General features: G+C 72.5%; 20 protein-coding genes and 1 pseudogene. 11 read left to right on the top strand and 10 right to left on the bottom strand.

Going from position 1 to position 13,727, the window contains the following annotated elements:
- The first annotated feature begins 99 nt into the window (after positions 1 to 99).
- Positions 100 to 825 carry a M15 family metallopeptidase gene (locus ACIQV3_RS38330; protein ID WP_403721344.1) on the top strand — a complete coding sequence of 242 codons (726 nt, stop codon included), beginning with the start codon at positions 100 to 102 and terminating at the stop codon, positions 823 to 825.
- Between the two features lie 227 nt (positions 826 to 1,052).
- Positions 1,053 to 1,975 (top strand): annotated as a pseudogene (locus ACIQV3_RS38325) (MFS transporter).
- Positions 1,976 to 1,998: 23 nt separating this feature from the next.
- Here the strand turns inward: ACIQV3_RS38325 and ACIQV3_RS38320 are convergent.
- Entirely contained in the window at positions 1,999 to 2,925 is a 927-nt protein-coding gene (locus tag ACIQV3_RS38320) for an SRPBCC family protein (protein WP_403721341.1), read from the bottom strand.
- A 63-nt stretch (positions 2,926 to 2,988) separates the two neighbouring features.
- Between ACIQV3_RS38320 and ACIQV3_RS38315 the strand changes: the two genes are divergently transcribed.
- Positions 2,989 to 3,492 carry a GNAT family N-acetyltransferase gene (locus ACIQV3_RS38315; protein WP_403721338.1) on the top strand — a complete coding sequence of 168 codons (504 nt, stop codon included), beginning with the start codon at positions 2,989 to 2,991 and terminating at the stop codon, positions 3,490 to 3,492.
- Between the two features lie 37 nt (positions 3,493 to 3,529).
- Here the strand turns inward: ACIQV3_RS38315 and ACIQV3_RS38310 are convergent, their stop codons facing one another.
- The gene (locus ACIQV3_RS38310) at positions 3,530 to 3,721 is read right to left on the bottom strand and encodes a hypothetical protein (RefSeq protein WP_403721391.1); all 192 of its coding nucleotides are present in this window, start codon (positions 3,719 to 3,721) and stop codon (positions 3,530 to 3,532) included.
- Between ACIQV3_RS38310 and ACIQV3_RS38305 the strand changes: the two genes are divergently transcribed.
- The 4 genes from ACIQV3_RS38305 (at position 3,651) to ACIQV3_RS38290 (ending at position 5,292) form a co-directional block, all read left to right on the top strand.
- On the top strand, positions 3,651 to 4,073 hold the full coding sequence (locus ACIQV3_RS38305; protein ID WP_403721335.1) for an amidohydrolase family protein: 423 nt from the start codon (positions 3,651 to 3,653) through the stop codon (positions 4,071 to 4,073). The two genes, ACIQV3_RS38310 and ACIQV3_RS38305, sit on opposite strands and share 71 nt — an antisense overlap.
- A gap of 86 nt (positions 4,074 to 4,159) precedes the next feature.
- Entirely contained in the window at positions 4,160 to 4,315 is a 156-nt protein-coding gene (locus ACIQV3_RS38300; RefSeq protein ID WP_403721333.1) for a DUF6131 family protein, read from the top strand.
- A 215-nt stretch (positions 4,316 to 4,530) separates the two neighbouring features.
- Positions 4,531 to 4,881, top strand: coding sequence for a DUF3618 domain-containing protein (locus ACIQV3_RS38295; RefSeq protein WP_403721331.1), 351 nt, complete (start codon positions 4,531 to 4,533; stop codon positions 4,879 to 4,881).
- A gap of 114 nt (positions 4,882 to 4,995) precedes the next feature.
- A complete protein-coding gene (locus ACIQV3_RS38290) occupies positions 4,996 to 5,292 on the top strand; it encodes a WhiB family transcriptional regulator (protein ID WP_403721328.1) in 297 nt (98 codons plus the stop codon).
- A gap of 81 nt (positions 5,293 to 5,373) precedes the next feature.
- On the opposite strand, the gene ACIQV3_RS38285 is transcribed toward ACIQV3_RS38290, so the two are convergent.
- Positions 5,374 to 5,706 carry an SH3 domain-containing protein gene (locus tag ACIQV3_RS38285; RefSeq protein WP_403721326.1) on the bottom strand — a complete coding sequence of 111 codons (333 nt, stop codon included), beginning with the start codon at positions 5,704 to 5,706 and terminating at the stop codon, positions 5,374 to 5,376.
- Positions 5,707 to 5,979: 273 nt separating this feature from the next.
- On the opposite strand from ACIQV3_RS38285, the gene ACIQV3_RS38280 reads away from it, so the two are divergent.
- Positions 5,980 to 6,483, top strand: a complete 504-nt coding sequence (locus ACIQV3_RS38280; protein ID WP_403721323.1) for a hemerythrin domain-containing protein — start codon at positions 5,980 to 5,982, stop codon at positions 6,481 to 6,483.
- Positions 6,484 to 6,597: 114 nt separating this feature from the next.
- Here the strand turns inward: ACIQV3_RS38280 and ACIQV3_RS38275 are convergent, their stop codons facing one another.
- Positions 6,598 to 6,963, bottom strand: coding sequence for a PRC-barrel domain-containing protein (locus ACIQV3_RS38275; RefSeq protein WP_403721320.1), 366 nt, complete (start codon positions 6,961 to 6,963; stop codon positions 6,598 to 6,600).
- A gap of 252 nt (positions 6,964 to 7,215) precedes the next feature.
- Between ACIQV3_RS38275 and ACIQV3_RS38270 the strand changes: the two genes are divergently transcribed.
- Entirely contained in the window at positions 7,216 to 7,917 is a 702-nt protein-coding gene (locus tag ACIQV3_RS38270; protein ID WP_403721318.1) for a VanZ family protein, read from the top strand.
- A 107-nt stretch (positions 7,918 to 8,024) separates the two neighbouring features.
- Positions 8,025 to 9,092 (top strand): mechanosensitive ion channel family protein, encoded by a 1,068-nt coding sequence (locus ACIQV3_RS38265; protein ID WP_403721316.1) that lies wholly within the window; start codon positions 8,025 to 8,027, stop codon positions 9,090 to 9,092.
- Positions 9,093 to 9,150: 58 nt separating this feature from the next.
- On the opposite strand, the gene ACIQV3_RS38260 is transcribed toward ACIQV3_RS38265, so the two are convergent.
- The 5 genes from ACIQV3_RS38260 to ACIQV3_RS38240 all read right to left on the bottom strand — a co-directional run bounded on the left by ACIQV3_RS38260 (position 9,151) and on the right by ACIQV3_RS38240 (position 12,327).
- Positions 9,151 to 9,273 (bottom strand): hypothetical protein, encoded by a 123-nt coding sequence (locus ACIQV3_RS38260; protein ID WP_389695237.1) that lies wholly within the window; start codon positions 9,271 to 9,273, stop codon positions 9,151 to 9,153.
- Positions 9,274 to 9,395: 122 nt separating this feature from the next.
- Positions 9,396 to 9,827: an ATP-binding protein gene (locus tag ACIQV3_RS38255; protein WP_403721312.1), complete on the bottom strand. Its 432-nt coding sequence runs from the start codon at positions 9,825 to 9,827 to the stop codon at positions 9,396 to 9,398.
- A gap of 185 nt (positions 9,828 to 10,012) precedes the next feature.
- Positions 10,013 to 10,969, bottom strand: coding sequence for an anti-sigma factor RsbA family regulatory protein (locus ACIQV3_RS38250; protein ID WP_403721309.1), 957 nt, complete (start codon positions 10,967 to 10,969; stop codon positions 10,013 to 10,015).
- Positions 10,966 to 11,391, bottom strand: coding sequence for an STAS domain-containing protein (locus ACIQV3_RS38245; protein WP_403721306.1), 426 nt, complete (start codon positions 11,389 to 11,391; stop codon positions 10,966 to 10,968). The genes ACIQV3_RS38250 and ACIQV3_RS38245 overlap by 4 nt, the downstream gene beginning before the upstream one ends.
- Positions 11,392 to 11,400: 9 nt before the next feature.
- Positions 11,401 to 12,327, bottom strand: a complete 927-nt coding sequence (locus ACIQV3_RS38240; RefSeq protein WP_403721304.1) for a SigB/SigF/SigG family RNA polymerase sigma factor — start codon at positions 12,325 to 12,327, stop codon at positions 11,401 to 11,403.
- A gap of 210 nt (positions 12,328 to 12,537) precedes the next feature.
- Here ACIQV3_RS38240 and ACIQV3_RS38235 point away from each other — a divergent pair, with 210 nt between their 5' ends.
- Positions 12,538 to 12,882 (top strand): STAS domain-containing protein, encoded by a 345-nt coding sequence (locus ACIQV3_RS38235; protein WP_403721301.1) that lies wholly within the window; start codon positions 12,538 to 12,540, stop codon positions 12,880 to 12,882.
- A gap of 40 nt (positions 12,883 to 12,922) precedes the next feature.
- Here the strand turns inward: ACIQV3_RS38235 and ACIQV3_RS38230 are convergent, their stop codons facing one another.
- Entirely contained in the window at positions 12,923 to 13,408 is a 486-nt protein-coding gene (locus ACIQV3_RS38230; RefSeq protein WP_403721389.1) for an ATP-binding protein, read from the bottom strand.
- Between the last annotated feature and the right edge of the window lie 319 nt (positions 13,409 to 13,727).

Raw genomic sequence — 13,727 nt, 5'->3', positions numbered from 1 at the left:
CGGAGCCGTCCGCCCAGCCTGCTCGGGTGGCGCGAACCCGGCTCTACCGCGACGGCGTCCTGGCCCGACTGGACCTGAGCGGTGCGCGATGATCTCAGGATGAGTGAGATCATCTTGATGTCGGATCCCCGGGTCGCGGCCATACCCGTGGAGGAGTGCGGCGAACGTCTCGTGGACGTCCGCCTCGGTGGCCTCCTGCTGGTCGACGCGCGCAAACAGGACCCGGTGGACGCCTTCGCGCACCTGCGGGAGGGCGTGCTGGCGCGCCTGCTCGACGCGCAGAAGACCCTTCCCCGCGGTCTGCGGCTGCTGTTCGTCGAGGGGTACCGGCCGCCCTCGCTGCAGCGCGCGTACTTCGAGGAGTACGCCGGTCTGCTGCGGGCCGGCAACCCCGGGTGGAGCGAGGAACGGATCCTTACGGCCGCGAGCCGCTACGTCTCCCCGCCCGCGATCGCCCCGCACAGCGCCGGTGCGGCCGTCGACCTCACCCTGGCCGACGCCGAAGGGCGCGAGCTGGACATGGGTACGCGGATGAACGCGGATCCGGAGGAGAGCGGGGGTGCCTGCTACACGCACGCCGCCGGCATCGGCGAGGAGGCCCGCGCCAACCGGGAGCTGCTCGCCGCCGCCCTCACCGCCGCGGGCCTGGTGAACTACCCGACGGAATGGTGGCACTGGTCCTTCGGCGACCGCTACTGGGCTCTGCTCACCGGGGAAACCCCGGCGCCCTACGGCCCGAAGGAGCTCACTCCTGAGGCCGGCGCAGCAGCGGGGGAGCCGGGTGGGGCAGGGGGCTCGCCGCGGCCGGACTCAGACCGTCCATGACCAGAGCCACGTAGCGGCGCCAGCCCTCCTCGGCGGGATCCATGGTCCACAGCACGCTGACGAGCATGCTCATGATCCTCTTCAGATCGTCGGGGGCGAGGTCCCCCCCGGATCACCCCGGCCCGCTGCCCCCGCGTCACCAGCGGGTCGAGTGCGTCGAAGAAGCGGGCACTGACCTCCGGGGAGAGGACGCCGGCGTTCCGGGCGGCCCCCTCTGAGGACCTTTCATGCAACAGCCGCCCATGGCCGTCCCGCGCACCGGCAAGGTGATCGCGACGCTCGCCCTCGCGGGCATCGCCGCAGCCGTCATGCAGACGCTGGTCACGCCGCTGCTGGCCGACCTGCCGAACATCCTCCACGCCTCCCCCTCCAACTCCGCCTGGGTCGTCACCGCCACCCTGCTGGTCGCCGGCGTGTGCGTACCCATCAGCGGGCGGCTGGGCGACATGCTCGGCAAGCGCCGCATGCTCCTGGCCTGTTGCATACCGCTGATCGCCGGATCGGTGGTCTGCGCGCTGGCGGGCGGCGTCGTCCAGATGATCGTCGGGCGGGGCCTCCAGGGCGTCGGCATGGGCATGATCCCGCTGGGCATCGCCCTGCTCCGCGACATCGTCCCCGCCGAGAAGCTCAGCTCCTCCATCGCCCTCGTGAGCGCCTCCATGGGCATCGGCGGCGGCATCGGCCTCACGGCCCGAAGGTCACCCTCGTCTGCGGAGCGCTCGTGCTGGCCGCGGGCGACGGAGTCGCGCTCCTCTTCTCCGCGACGGCCGTCGGGCTGATGGCCGCCGTCATGGTCATCAACAGCGGAGTCGCCCTCGCCTACGGGGCCATGCCAGCCCTGATCATGAGCGCGGTGCCCCTGACGGAGACCGGAGCCGCGAACGGCTTCAACGCCCTCATGCGCTCCCTGGGCACCTCCGTCGGCGCCGCCGTCGTCGGTGTGGTCCTGGCTCAGATGACCACCACGGCGGGCGGATTCACCTTCACCTCCGAGGCGGGCTTCCGTACCGGCCTCCTGATGGGCGGCGGCTTCGCCCTCCTGTCGGGAGCCATCGCCTCCCTGATCCCCGCCCTCCGCCCGCAGCAGCTCGAACTGCGCGACCGGGCGGGCCTCACCATCGAATCGGCCCCCATCGCGGTGAGCAAGTAGCGCCGACGTTCAGGCTGCTCGGGTCATCGGGCCGCTTCGACGTACGAGGCCAGGTGGGCCAGCGAAGAGGCGATGCCCGTCTCGTGGTCCGCCTGGTCGATGCCGGGCGGAACACCGGTGGCCGTGACGGTCACCTCGGTGCCGCTGCCCCCGTCGCGGGCGTCGAGGTGCCAGGTCATCGTCATGGTGCCGGCGTACGACGGGTCGTCGGACTCGAACACGGCCTGCTGCACCACGCGCTCCGGCGGCACCAGACCGGTGAACCGTACGTCGACCACATCGGTCGAGCCGGAGGTCTTGCCGGGGCTCCCGGCGGGATCGAGGTAGGTGAGTACCAGCCGGAACCCGCCCCCGGGACGCGGGTCCCACCGCTCGATCCGCCCGCTCATGCCGTCCGGCGGGAGCCAGGCTTCGAGGGACGCGCGGTCGACAAGGGCGTCGTAAACGGCCGCCGGTGGCGCCGCGACCGTCCGCGCGCCGCGATCGGTCCTGCCGGGGGTGCCGTTCCCGGTACCGTCCCGGTGCGCCGGCCCACCGTCGGCAGGGGCATCGAGGGTGCGCAGGTGGGCCGTCACGGCCGCCGTGGTGCTCGGTTCGTCGCGGCTCGCCACGAGGTCCAGCAGTGCTCCGCGCAGGACCGACAGCGGCAGGGTGCGCTCGGCGAGCCCCTCGGGCGTGTCGCGGCGGGCCGGCGGCTGGGCGGCGGCGAAGAGCTCCAGCCAGTCGGCGATCGTCCGCTCCGCGAAGCCCGCCCAGGGCCCCTCGCCGCCGCTCAGCAAGCGCGCGTAGCCCTCGACCCAGAGCGTGAGCACCTTGCGGTGCCCCGGGTCGGCCAGCCGGCTCCACACCAGCTCGCCCGTGCGGGCGAGCCCGTGCTCCGGGCGGGCCCGGTGTACGGCTTCGAGCATTCCCGTCTCGTCCTGCCGGGCCCGCGCGAGCAGCGCCTGCACCAACGCGTCCTTGCTGCCGAACAGGAAGAGCAGGACGCGCGGGCTGCTGCCGATCGCCTTCCCATGAACGAGGTTCGCGCGGTGATCCGGCCGCTGGGGGAGCCGGGCGATCTCGGCTGGGTGGTGATGGCCCACGGCGAGCAGTACGCGAAGGAATTCGGCTGGGACAACAGCTTCGAGGCCCTGGTCGCGCGGATCGTCGCGGACTACGCGGCCGGGCACGATCCCTCCCGCGAGGCGGCCTGGATCGCCGCACTGGACGGCCGCCGGGTCGGCAGCGTGTTCTGCGTGGCCGACGAGGGCGGGGAGAACACCGCCACACTGCGGATCCTCCTCGTGGACCCCGCCGCTCGCGGCCACCGCCTGGGCTCGCGCCTGGTGGCCCGGTGCGTGGACTTCGCCCGTGGGGCGGGGTACGAGCGGATCCGGCTGTGGACGAACGGCATCCTGGCGGCCGCCCGTGGCGTCTACCTCGCCGCGGGCTTCCGCCTCGTCGAGGAGGAACCGCACCACAGCTTCGGCGCCGACCTCATCGGACAGGTCTACGAACTCGACCTGTCCGCCTGAACGGCGCCCCGCGCTCCCGCGCTCCCGCGCTCCCGCGCTACCGCCGCTCCGGCCCGAGGTCGACGGCGACCACCGTACAGAGCTCGTCGAGCAGCTCGCGCGGTTCCCCGTAGCGCCATTTCTCCTCGGTGTGCTCGAACTCCCCGTCCAGCCGGAGGATGTCGAGGTCGCCGTCGGAGGTGAGCAGTTCCCCGAGCCGGCCGGTCGTGACACACGGAAGCGTTCCCACGGGGCGGGCGTACCCCGGCGGTAGACCCCGACCCGGTACGGCTTGGCGATCGCGTCGTCCGTCAGCCGCGGGTACTCCTCGTGGTACCGGTCGACCGCGCCCGTACGCGGCAACGGCGCTGGACGCCTTCGGCCCGGACCGGCGGATGTTCGGCTCCGGCTGGCCGGTGTGCACGCTCGCGGCCACACCGTACGCCCAAGTGCTCGACACGGCCGACGAACTGACCGCCGGGCTGACCCCGTGCGAACGAAGCCGGATCTTCGCTGGCACGGCAGAGCGCGCGTACGGGCTGACGGCGTGCCCTGACCGGCCGACGACGTCACGGCGTCACACATGGCGACGGGACGGATAAGCCGGGCGACCGGGGGCAGACGCGAGCCGAGACACCGCGGCGGAGCCACCGTTCCGCCGCTTTCCCGACGCGCGAGTGAGGGCATCATGCTTTTCGCCGGACTCATCCTCCTGCTCATCGGATTCCTGACCGGAATCTCCATTCTGTGGACCATTGGCGTGATCCTGCTCGTGGTGGGGGCGGTGCTGTGGATCATGGGCTCGGTCGGACACGCGGTCGGCGGTCGGCGTCATTACTGGTAGCCGGTGGAAGCGCCGAAGCGGCACGTAAGCAGCACGGCAGCATGGCGGCTCTCCCCGGTCGGGGGCGAGCCGCCATCCCGTTTCAGTGGCAACTCGACTGTGTCGTAAGCCCGTTGCCGGGCATCCGTGCAGCAACGCCCGCAGTCGGGCGCAGCAGGGTGACGACACCAGGCCGGCCCGCGGGCAGGCGGAGGACTCGAAGGAAGGGAACCGCGATGACGACGACCGGATTGCACGGAGACAAGATCCTCCCTGGCGCGCGGGCGCTCCGCCGGCAGGCCGTTCGGACCCGGAAGGAATTCGGCCGGACGGTCGAAGCGCTGGTCTCCAAGGCGGGCTCCTCGGAGCGGGTCCACGAGGCCGCCGGGCGGCTCAAGGAGACGGCCGCATCGCACGTCGGCCGCCTCGTGGAGGACGGGAAGCTCGACTCCGCCCGGGGCGGGGCCGCGCGGGTCGCGACGGCGCTCCGGAGCCACCGGACCGCGGCGGTCGCCGCCGCAGCCGTCCTGGCCGCGGCCCTGCTGGCCCGGCGGAGCCGCCGGGCGCGACGGGGCCGGGCGGTTTGAGCCGAGCGTTCCGGGTCAGACGAGGCCCGATCGCGCATTCGAATCACGTCCGCATCCGATGGGCTCCCGCTCAGGATCCGGACCGTCTCCGATGGAGGTTCCGAGGTGGGAAACGTGTCGCGTCTGCCGGGGCGTGCCGAGCACCACTGGTTGTGGCAGGAGGACGCCGCCTGCCGGGAACTGGGCTCGCGGCTCTTCTTCCATCCCACGGGCGAGCAGCACGGGAAGCGCGTGACGCGGGACACGGCGGCGAAGGAGGTGTGCGCGCTGTGCCCGGTGCAGCGCGCCTGCCTGCGGCACGCGCTGGAGGTGGGAGAACCCTTCGGCGTCTGGGGCGGCCTCACCGCGCACGAGAGGCGTGAGCTCCGTATGGCGGGAGGCGGGAGGCACGCGCTGTCCTCCACCGTTTGAGCCCCGGCACCCGTGAAGGGAGCGGCCCCCGGACACCGGGGGCCGCTCCCTTCGCGGTTGGTCGTCGCCTGCCGCGAGCGCTCAGCAGGGGCGGACCGGCTGGAGGTTGTGGACGTAGCGGGCCGAGACCCAGCCCTTGGAGCCGTGCAGGCGGTACCACACCGGGTTGCCGTCGACCCAGCCGCCGCGCTTCTGGCAGACGAGGAGCACCCGCTCCTGCGGATGCAGCTTCTTCACCACGTCCGAGTACACGGTCGGCTTCTCGCGGACGTTGAGCGGCGCGCGGGTCTCGACCACACCCACCGGGCCGGACTTGCCCCGCGCGTACCCGTCGGCCGCCCAGCCGGCCGTACTCAGCGGCCCGATCAGCACTCCGGCCGCCAAGGCGTACGTCAGCAATGCCCTCTTCACCATCGGATCCACGCTCCCTCTGTCGCCTGGCCGCGGGCCGGCGGCCCGTTCGGCCGACCGCCCCGACCGACTATCTCCCGCGCGGGCGGCGGATCATCGGCGGCCCGGAGGGAACACGCCCCCGTTGCTCCGGATGGCCCAGAGCCATTCGCCCCGGCCGTCGTCCCGGCCGACCATGGCGGGGGCTCGGCAAGGAGTCGCGCCGAGGTTTGAACCCGCCGGTATCGAGCAGGCGCCCCTGCGGAACGAAACATGCGAGAAGAGGAGGAACGTGGCATGGCCGCGGACGCACAGGAGAACCAGGACGTCGTCGCCTTGATCCTCAAGGACCACCGCAGGATGGAGGACCTCTTCCGCCGGATGCGCAGTGTGGAGGCCGACCGCGCGGACGCGCTCGCGAAGCTGTCCGCGCTCCTCGTGGCCCACGGCGAGGCCGAGGAGGCCGAGGTGTACGGCGCACTGAAGCGGTTCAAGGACGTCGACAACGCGGAAGTCGAGCACGGCGCCGAGGAACACGCCGAGGGCAACGAGGCCCTCCTGGCGCTGCTGGAGGTGTCCGAAGTGGGCTCCGACGACTGGAACGAGCGGCTGGAAGACTTGGTCAAGGCGGTTTCCCACCACCTCGACGAGGAGGAGCGCACCATCCTCAACGGAGCCCGGGAGAACGTACCGGACGAGCGGAGGGCCGAGCTCGGAGCGGCCTTCCTGCGGGAGCGGGAGCGCCGGCTGGACGCCGACTGCGGCAGCGTCGAGAACGTCCGCGCACTCGTACGGGGCTGACCGTCGCTGCGGCCGGGTCCCGCTTGCGGGGAGGGGACCAGGTCGCGCGCACGGCCCCGGACACGGACACGGGCCCGGACTCGTCGAGTCCGGGCCCGTGTCCGTGTCACCGGGTCAGATGATGCGGCCGCCGAAGCCGCCGATCGAGTAGTAGGTGCCGATCTCCTCGCGGTACCCGACGTCGTCGAGGTGCTTCTCGCGGTGGAACTCCGGGGCGTTCTTGATCTGCTCCTTGGTGCCGTCGACGTAGACCTTCTCCCGGCTCACATCGACGATGATCACGGTGCTCGCCGGGAGCAGCACCTCCTTGCCGAAGATCCAGATCCCCGTGTCCACGACCAGGTAGGCGTCACCGGCCTCGTCGGAGTGCTTGTCGACCTTGCCGATGCTGCCGTCGGTCGCCTCGACCGTGTAACCGATCAGATCGGTGCCGGTCAGGTGGCCCGCGGTCGACCTGTAGCTCCACACATGCTCAGTCACGCGAAAACAACTCCTTCGCCAGACAGGGGGCGGCGGCGCGGTGCCGGCCGTCCCTCTCTTTCGATGTCGTGCGCGGCGCCGACGGCGCCCCGCCCGAACTCGCCTGCCCCGGCTCCGGTCCTTCATTCGCCCAGCAGCGCCGACGTCGCGACGGCACGGTGGTCGGGAGCCGGCTCCGGCTCCGGAGCTGGATTCGGAGCGACTCTCCCGCCGGGGCGCGTACCGGACCGTTCGCAGGGCAGACGCGCCGCCATGACATGGAGACACGCGCTGCGGCGCGGCGAGAGTTCCGACAGCGGGTCCGTAGCGGCAGCCTGGCAACAACGCCGTCCCGCGCACCCGGCCGTCCGGGCGCTGGCCATGCTGGCGGCCTTCGTCGGGACCGTCCTGTTCAGCGTGGTGCTCGCACGGCTCACGCTGGAACCCTCCGCCGCCTCGGTGGCCCTGGTGCACAGCAACACCACGCCCGGCCATTCGATCAATGCCTACCTGGACGGCGCGTCGACCACGGAGGCGGTGCGCCAGCTGGGCGGGAACCTGCTGCTGGGCCTGCCGTTCGGGGTGCTCCTGCCCGTCCTCATGCCTCCGGCCCGGGGGCTGCTGCGGGTCGCCGTGGTGACGGTGTGTCTGATGACGCTGGTGGAGCTGATCCAGGGCGCCCTGGTCACGGGACGCGTCTTCGACATCGACGACGTCATCCTCAACACGGCCGGAGCCCTCCTCGGCTACCTGCTGATCGGCCGCCGCCTGGGCCGCGCCGTGCACCCGCGCCGCAGGCACTGGTGGCACCGCCGGCCCCGGCCGGTCCACCCCGAGGCCTCGCCGAGGCCGGAACCAGGGCCCGTAAAGCCGGCAACGAACCTGGCCACGAAGCCGGCAACGAACCCGGCGGCAAAGGCGATCGCGAAGCCGAGTCGCACGGGTTGGCGGAAGGTCTTCCACCGCGGCGAGTGACCGGCTCGCGGGTCCGGGGGAGCGGCGGCGGGCGGTGTCCCTGTGTCAGGTCCCTGCCGTGGGGCAGGTGCGGGAATGTCCGTGCCGCTTCCACTCACTGGGGAGACATGAACAGCGCCCTACGCCTTCTGACCCTCCTGGCGGGTTCGATCCTGCTCACCGCCGCGGCCGGCTGGGCCGTCGACCGACTGCTCCGCCGCGCCGGCGCGCGACACCCCGAGACGCCCTTGTGGCACCTGCTGCGCCGCTGCCGCCACGCCCTGCAGATATTCCTCCTCGCCGCACTGTTCAAGGGCGCCTGCCGGCAGACCGCGTGGCCGCCGCTGCGGGACAACGCGGCCGCCACGGGCCGGATCCTCTCGCTGGCCCTGATCGGTGCCGGGGCCTGGCTGATCGTGGTCGTGGCCTCCGCCGTCGTCGAGTCGGGGTACGCCCGCTACGCCACCGGCACCCGCGACCCGGCCCGGGTGCGCCGGGTCCGTACCCAGGTGACGCTGATCACGAGGGTCGTGACCGTCGTCGTGGCCGTGATCGCGGCCGCCGCCATGCTCCTCACCTTCCCGAGCTTCCGTGGGCTCGGCACGTCCGTGCTCGCCTCCGCCGGGATCATCGGCATCGTGGCCGGGGTGGCGGCCCAGTCCACCCTGGGAAACCTCTTCGCGGGCTTCCAGATCGCCTTCGGTGACCTCGTGCGGATCGGGGACACGGTCGTGGTCGCCGGCGAGTGGGGGGTGGTCGAGGACGTCACCCTCACCTTCCTCGCCGTACGCACCTGGGATGAACGCCGCATCACCATGCCCGTCTCGTACTTCACGACCAGGCCCTTCGAGAACTGGTCGCGCGGCGGCGTCCAGATGACCGGCACGGTCTTCCTGCACTGCGACCACGGGGCGCCCGTAGACCTCATGCGGGACAAGGTCCACGAGATCCTGCGCGACTGCCCGCAGTGGGACGGCCGCGGCTGGGACCTCGCCGTCACGGATACGACGCCCTCCAGCATCGTGGTGCGGGCCATCGTCACGGCCAAGGACGCAGACGACGTCTGGACGGTGCGCTGCGTCGTACGCGAGCGGCTGATCGCCTGGCTGGCGGAGAAGCACCCCGCCGCCCTGCCCCGCGTCCTGCTGGACCCGGCTCCGGCAGGGCCCGGCGCGACCGAGGGGCGCTCCCGCTGACGGAACTCCGCGCAGGCCGGCGCCCGTACGGCGCGGCAACGGCCGGACGTGCGCGTTCCTACCGGTGCCGCGCCAGGGTGTGCACGAGCACGATCAGCGCGAAGGCGATGACGAGCAGGTGCACCCAGGAGGGCCCGATCGCCGGGGCCAGGGACAAGGAGGTGAACTGATGAGAGGTCATGAGACGCTCCTGCCCCCGGCGGCCGGATCGACGCCCGTGCGCGCGGGACGACCGGGGAACGGACGACGACCGGGACCGGGGAACGGACGACGACCGGGCAACGGACCCGGGGGTCCGCCCGGTCAGCGGGGCGCTGGCCTGCCGGACACCAGACGGTCGGCCTCGATCTCGGCCCAGACGGCCTTGCCGTCCCCATGCGCGTGCGTGCCCCAGCGGTCGGACAGCCGCTCCACGATGTGCAGACCGTGGCCCCCCGGCATGCCGCGCCGCGGGGCAGGGTGGAGGAGGGGCGGGGCCGTCGTGCCGTCGCACACCTCGATGCGCAGCGTTCGCCCGGCCGTCAGGACGAGTTCCCGGCAGCCGTCCGCGTGTAGTGAGGCGTTGGTCAGCAGCTCGGACACGAGGAGCAGGGCGTCCTCGGCGGTCTCGGTTCCGTCCCAGCCCCAGTCCCGCAGGGTCCGGCGCGTGAAGTCGCGTCCCTTGGCCACCGCGCTCCCGACGCCCGTCAGGGCGAGGCGACGCCGCTGGCCTCCGCCGGGAAGGCCGGCGCTCACTGGATCTCCCGTTTCCGGTCCGATGGTCTCCACCGTGCTCTCGCACCCCCGTGCCGACGCTGCTCTGCTCGCTGTTCCCGGGAGACCGCCCGCTGAGTTCGTGGTCGGTGTCCGGGACTGTCCGTATGCCCCCGAGCGGCCCGGGAACACCCGGGCCCGCCCCCGAGTGTAGGTGACCTTCCCTGTCAGGGCGTTGTCATGTGGAGCCGCAGCGTGAAGCCCTCGGGCAGGGCCCGGACCTCGACCAGATCGCAGAGCTGGTGGATCATCCACAGGCCCCGGCCGCCGTTGGCGGAGGCCAGGGACGGGCGGCGGCGCCCCGCGAGGGGATCCGCCAGGCGGCCCGCGTCGTGGATCTCGGCGACGACTCCCGCCCCGGGACCGACGGTGGTCCACAGGCGCAGCGTGCCCTTCCCGCCCCCGTGGGACAGTGAGTTGGCCGCGGCCTCGCTGACGGCCAGGACCAGGTCGCCGCGCCGCGCCGCGCTCAGCGCGGTCCCGCGGGCCCAGGCGGCGGCGTACTCGCGCACCTCGGCCAGCCCTCCTTGGGCGTACGCGAACCGGTGCACGTCGCCCCCGGGCTCCGGCATCGGCCGGTCGCAGTCCGCCGAGACCCGTGCGGCGTCCGTGTACGCCGGGTTCGGCAGGTCCGAGCCCCCCTCGATGAGGGTGGGGTGCGTGCGCCGGGCGTCGGCCAGTACCTCGGGCGCCAGGCCCCGTACGTCGTACGGGCACAGGACGGTGGCGGGCCGGCCGGCGAAGGCCGTGTTGATGAGGGCCTCGTGCCGGGTGGCCTCCAGGACCTCGGCGGGGGAGCGGCCGGGCCAGATCGGCTCTCCGACGATCCGGGCCGGCCGGCTCACGTGCAGGTCGGCGAAATCGCGCAGGGCGGCCAGGATGCGGCCGGGGTTGCGGCCCAGCTCCGTCATGTCCGTCCACGTGACGCCCTCGGCGTTTCGGCCGAGGCTCTCGCGCAGGTCGTCCAGGCGCGGTCCGGGTACGGCGACGAGGACCGGTTCACCGGCCGACACGGCGGCGCCCACGAAGGCGCCCACGCCGGCCGCGTACCCCTCGAAGTCCTCGTAGAAGAAGGCGGGGTGGACGAAGGCCCCGGGCCCGGCGGGCTCAGGAACAGTGATCATGCTGCGACCTCCAGCGCGGCGCATTCGTCCGGGAACATCTCCACGACCTTGCGGAACGAGTACGGCGGATTGTGAAGCAGCAGACGCCGCCCCTGCCCGCCGAGGGCGGCGGACGCCCCTACGAGCGCGGCGACCGCGGCCGTGTCCAGGTAGACCACGGCGGACAGGTCGAGATGGACGACCGGACCGGGAATCGCGGTCACGACGCCGAGCGCGGCGAACATGCACTGCCGCGTGTCGAGGTCGCAGCTGCCGCTCAGGCGAGCGCCAGGACGGTCCTGCCACGGCCGGGCGGTCAGCGGCGCCGACGCGCACGCTGCCGCCTCCGAGCCTGCCGCTGCCGCCGCTGCCGTTGAGCCTGTTGCCGCTGCCGAGCCCGCCGACGCGCCCGCGCGCTCCGACGCGCCGGATGAGGAGTTCACGGTCCCTTCTTACACCGCCAGCATGCCGGTGCGCAGCCGCGCCAGGGTCCGGGACAGGATGCGGGAGACCTGCATCTGGGAGACGCCGAGTTCGGCGCCGATCTCCGCCTGGGTCTTTTCCAGTCCGAAGCGCAGCTGCAGGACGAGCCGGTCGCGTTCGTCCAGTTCCTCCAGCAGGGGCGCGAGGGTGTGGAAGTCCTCGAAGAGCTCCATGCCGGGATCCACGGCTCCGTGGCGCTCCGCCATCGGCCGGGCGCCACGGCCCGCCGCCGGGGCGGCGTCGCCGTCGACCGCGGTGGCGTCGAGGGAACTGCTGGTGTAGCCGTTCGCGGCCACCAGCCCCTCGATGACCTCGTCCTCGGACAACTCCAGGTGCTGGGCGACTTCCTTGACGGTCGGCGCCCTGCCCAGGACATCGCTCAGGGCGTCCTGGGTCTTGGCGAGTTCCGTACGCAGCTCCTGCAGGCGGCGCGGTACGTGCACGGCCCAGGTGGTGTCGCGGAAGTAGCGCTTGATCTCACCCGTGATGTACGGCAGGGCGAGGGTGGAGAACTCGACCTCGCGCTCCGTGTCGTAGCGGTCGATGGCCTTGATCAGGCCGATGGTTCCGACCTGGATGACATCCTCCATGTCCAGACCGCCGCCGACCACGCGGGCCCGGAAGCGCCGCGCGGCGAACTGGACGAGGGACAGGTTCATTTCGATCAGGGTGTTGCGCGTGTACTGGTACTCGCGCGTCCCCTCCTCCAGGGTGCGCAGCCTCGCGAAGAAGAGCCGCGAGAGCTCCCGGGCGTCACCGGGCGCCATCTCCCGCGCGTTCTCCACCCGGAACAGGTCCGCGTCCTGCGTGGTCGCTCCCGCGGACTCCAGGTCACACGCGGGTACCGATGCGTCTGCTGCACGAATGGGGCCTACAACGGTGGCCGAGCGATTCATGGTGGCCGCTCCCTCCCGATTGACTAACGGCTGCCGGGAGCGCTTGTGCCCCGCCTTCGAGGGTCTACACACATCGAGGGCAAGGGAATTCCTCCCCGGGGTGCGCCGAGGCCCGGTGAAGGGCTGCGGTCCCGGGGGGCGGTGGTGTCGGAGCGAGGAGCAGGCATACTCCCTGGAAGGACGTACGACGGACGATCCGGGGAGGCGGACATGACCGGAGCAGGGGACGGATACGGGCAGGGTGTGGTCGGGGACGGCTACCCGGCCGGGGGCGGCTGGGTGGTGGTGGCCCGCGGAGAGCTCGACCAGGACACCTTGGTTCCCTTGGAAGAGGCTCTCCTCGCCGCCGCGGACTTGCATCCGCTGGTGGTGCTGGACGCCGCTGCCATCACCTTCGGGGATTCCTCCTTCCTGAACCTGCTCCTGCGGCTGCACCGCCTGACGACCCTGCGCATCGCCGCCCCCGGCGAGCAGTTGCGCCGGCTGTTCGCGGTGACCGGGGCCGATACGGTCCTGTCCCTGAACGCGAGCGTGGACGCCGCCACCGGGGCGTGAACCCGGACCGGCCGCCCCGCCGCCGTGCCGGCCCCGCCGGTCATCCGGTCTCCGGGGCCCCGGACCAGGGCTGTCGCGGGGGCGATTCCCGGGTCCGGCCCGGCTCCTGTCCGTGCGGGTCCGGTCCGCCGCCCGGCCGGAAGCACGCGGTGATCGCCTTCCCGCCGTGCGACGCGTGGATGTCCAGGGAATCGGCCAGGGTGGTGACGATCCCGAGCCCGCGCCCCGACGTGGCTTCCGCGCCCGCATCGGGCTCCCGGTGCGGGGGCAGCCGCGGATCGGCGTCCGCGACGCTCACGTGCAGGCAGCAGCCGTCCCAGGTCAGGACGAGGTGCGCGGTCCCGGCCGCGTGCAGGTGTGCGTTGGTGACGAGTTCGGAGACGCAGATCAGCACGGAGTACCCGGTGTCGGCCACCGAACCGTTCCACGGCAGCGACTCCAGGTGGCCCGCCGTCCATTCCCGTGCCGCCCGGACTCCCTCCGAGACGGGGAACGACCGGGCCCAGCCCACGGCCTTGACCGCCATCCGCTTCACCCCGTTTCCTCCGTTGTGCGCGAGTGTCACCGGTTCGTCTACCCGGAACTGGCCGGGTCACCCCGGAGCAGTCCAAAACAGGTTCCCCCGGGGCGCGTTCGGGCCGCGTGCGCGAGGCCGCCCGTCGACCTCGCCTTCCCGCAGGCGGGATGTGCTGCCCCCGGTGTGATCGACCGTGCCTTATCGTCCCTTCGGCGGCGCTAGCCTTCACCGGACCGGTGGTGCGGCGCGGCCGGATCCCCGTGGAGCCGGGCGCTTCGCCGCGCCCGGTGCCGGGGGGCCGTCTGGTCCCGTTCGGTGGAGTGTCGGT

Source organism: Streptomyces sp. NPDC099050 (assembly GCF_044759865.1).
Taxonomy (GTDB): domain Bacteria; phylum Actinomycetota; class Actinomycetes; order Streptomycetales; family Streptomycetaceae; genus Streptomyces.
This window is presented reverse-complemented; position numbering and strand designations above follow the sequence as displayed.

Coding starts and splice junctions, on each gene's coding strand:
- ACIQV3_RS38330 (WP_403721344.1), top strand. CDS start 100: ATGAGTGAGATCATCTTGATGTCGGATCCCCGGGTCGCGGCCATACCC.
- ACIQV3_RS38315 (WP_403721338.1), top strand. CDS start 2,989: ATGAACGAGGTTCGCGCGGTGATCCGGCCGCTGGGGGAGCCGGGCGAT.
- ACIQV3_RS38305 (WP_403721335.1), top strand. CDS start 3,651: ATGTCGAGGTCGCCGTCGGAGGTGAGCAGTTCCCCGAGCCGGCCGGTC.
- ACIQV3_RS38300 (WP_403721333.1), top strand. CDS start 4,160: ATGCTTTTCGCCGGACTCATCCTCCTGCTCATCGGATTCCTGACCGGA.
- ACIQV3_RS38295 (WP_403721331.1), top strand. CDS start 4,531: ATGACGACGACCGGATTGCACGGAGACAAGATCCTCCCTGGCGCGCGG.
- ACIQV3_RS38285 (WP_403721326.1), bottom strand. CDS start 5,706: ATGGTGAAGAGGGCATTGCTGACGTACGCCTTGGCGGCCGGAGTGCTG.
- ACIQV3_RS38280 (WP_403721323.1), top strand. CDS start 5,980: ATGGCCGCGGACGCACAGGAGAACCAGGACGTCGTCGCCTTGATCCTC.
- ACIQV3_RS38270 (WP_403721318.1), top strand. CDS start 7,216: ATGACATGGAGACACGCGCTGCGGCGCGGCGAGAGTTCCGACAGCGGG.
- ACIQV3_RS38265 (WP_403721316.1), top strand. CDS start 8,025: ATGAACAGCGCCCTACGCCTTCTGACCCTCCTGGCGGGTTCGATCCTG.
- ACIQV3_RS38260 (WP_389695237.1), bottom strand. CDS start 9,273: ATGACCTCTCATCAGTTCACCTCCTTGTCCCTGGCCCCGGCGATCGGG.
- ACIQV3_RS38250 (WP_403721309.1), bottom strand. CDS start 10,969: ATGATCACTGTTCCTGAGCCCGCCGGGCCCGGGGCCTTCGTCCACCCC.
- ACIQV3_RS38240 (WP_403721304.1), bottom strand. CDS start 12,327: ATGAATCGCTCGGCCACCGTTGTAGGCCCCATTCGTGCAGCAGACGCA.
- ACIQV3_RS38235 (WP_403721301.1), top strand. CDS start 12,538: ATGACCGGAGCAGGGGACGGATACGGGCAGGGTGTGGTCGGGGACGGC.
- ACIQV3_RS38230 (WP_403721389.1), bottom strand. CDS start 13,408: ATGGCGGTCAAGGCCGTGGGCTGGGCCCGGTCGTTCCCCGTCTCGGAG.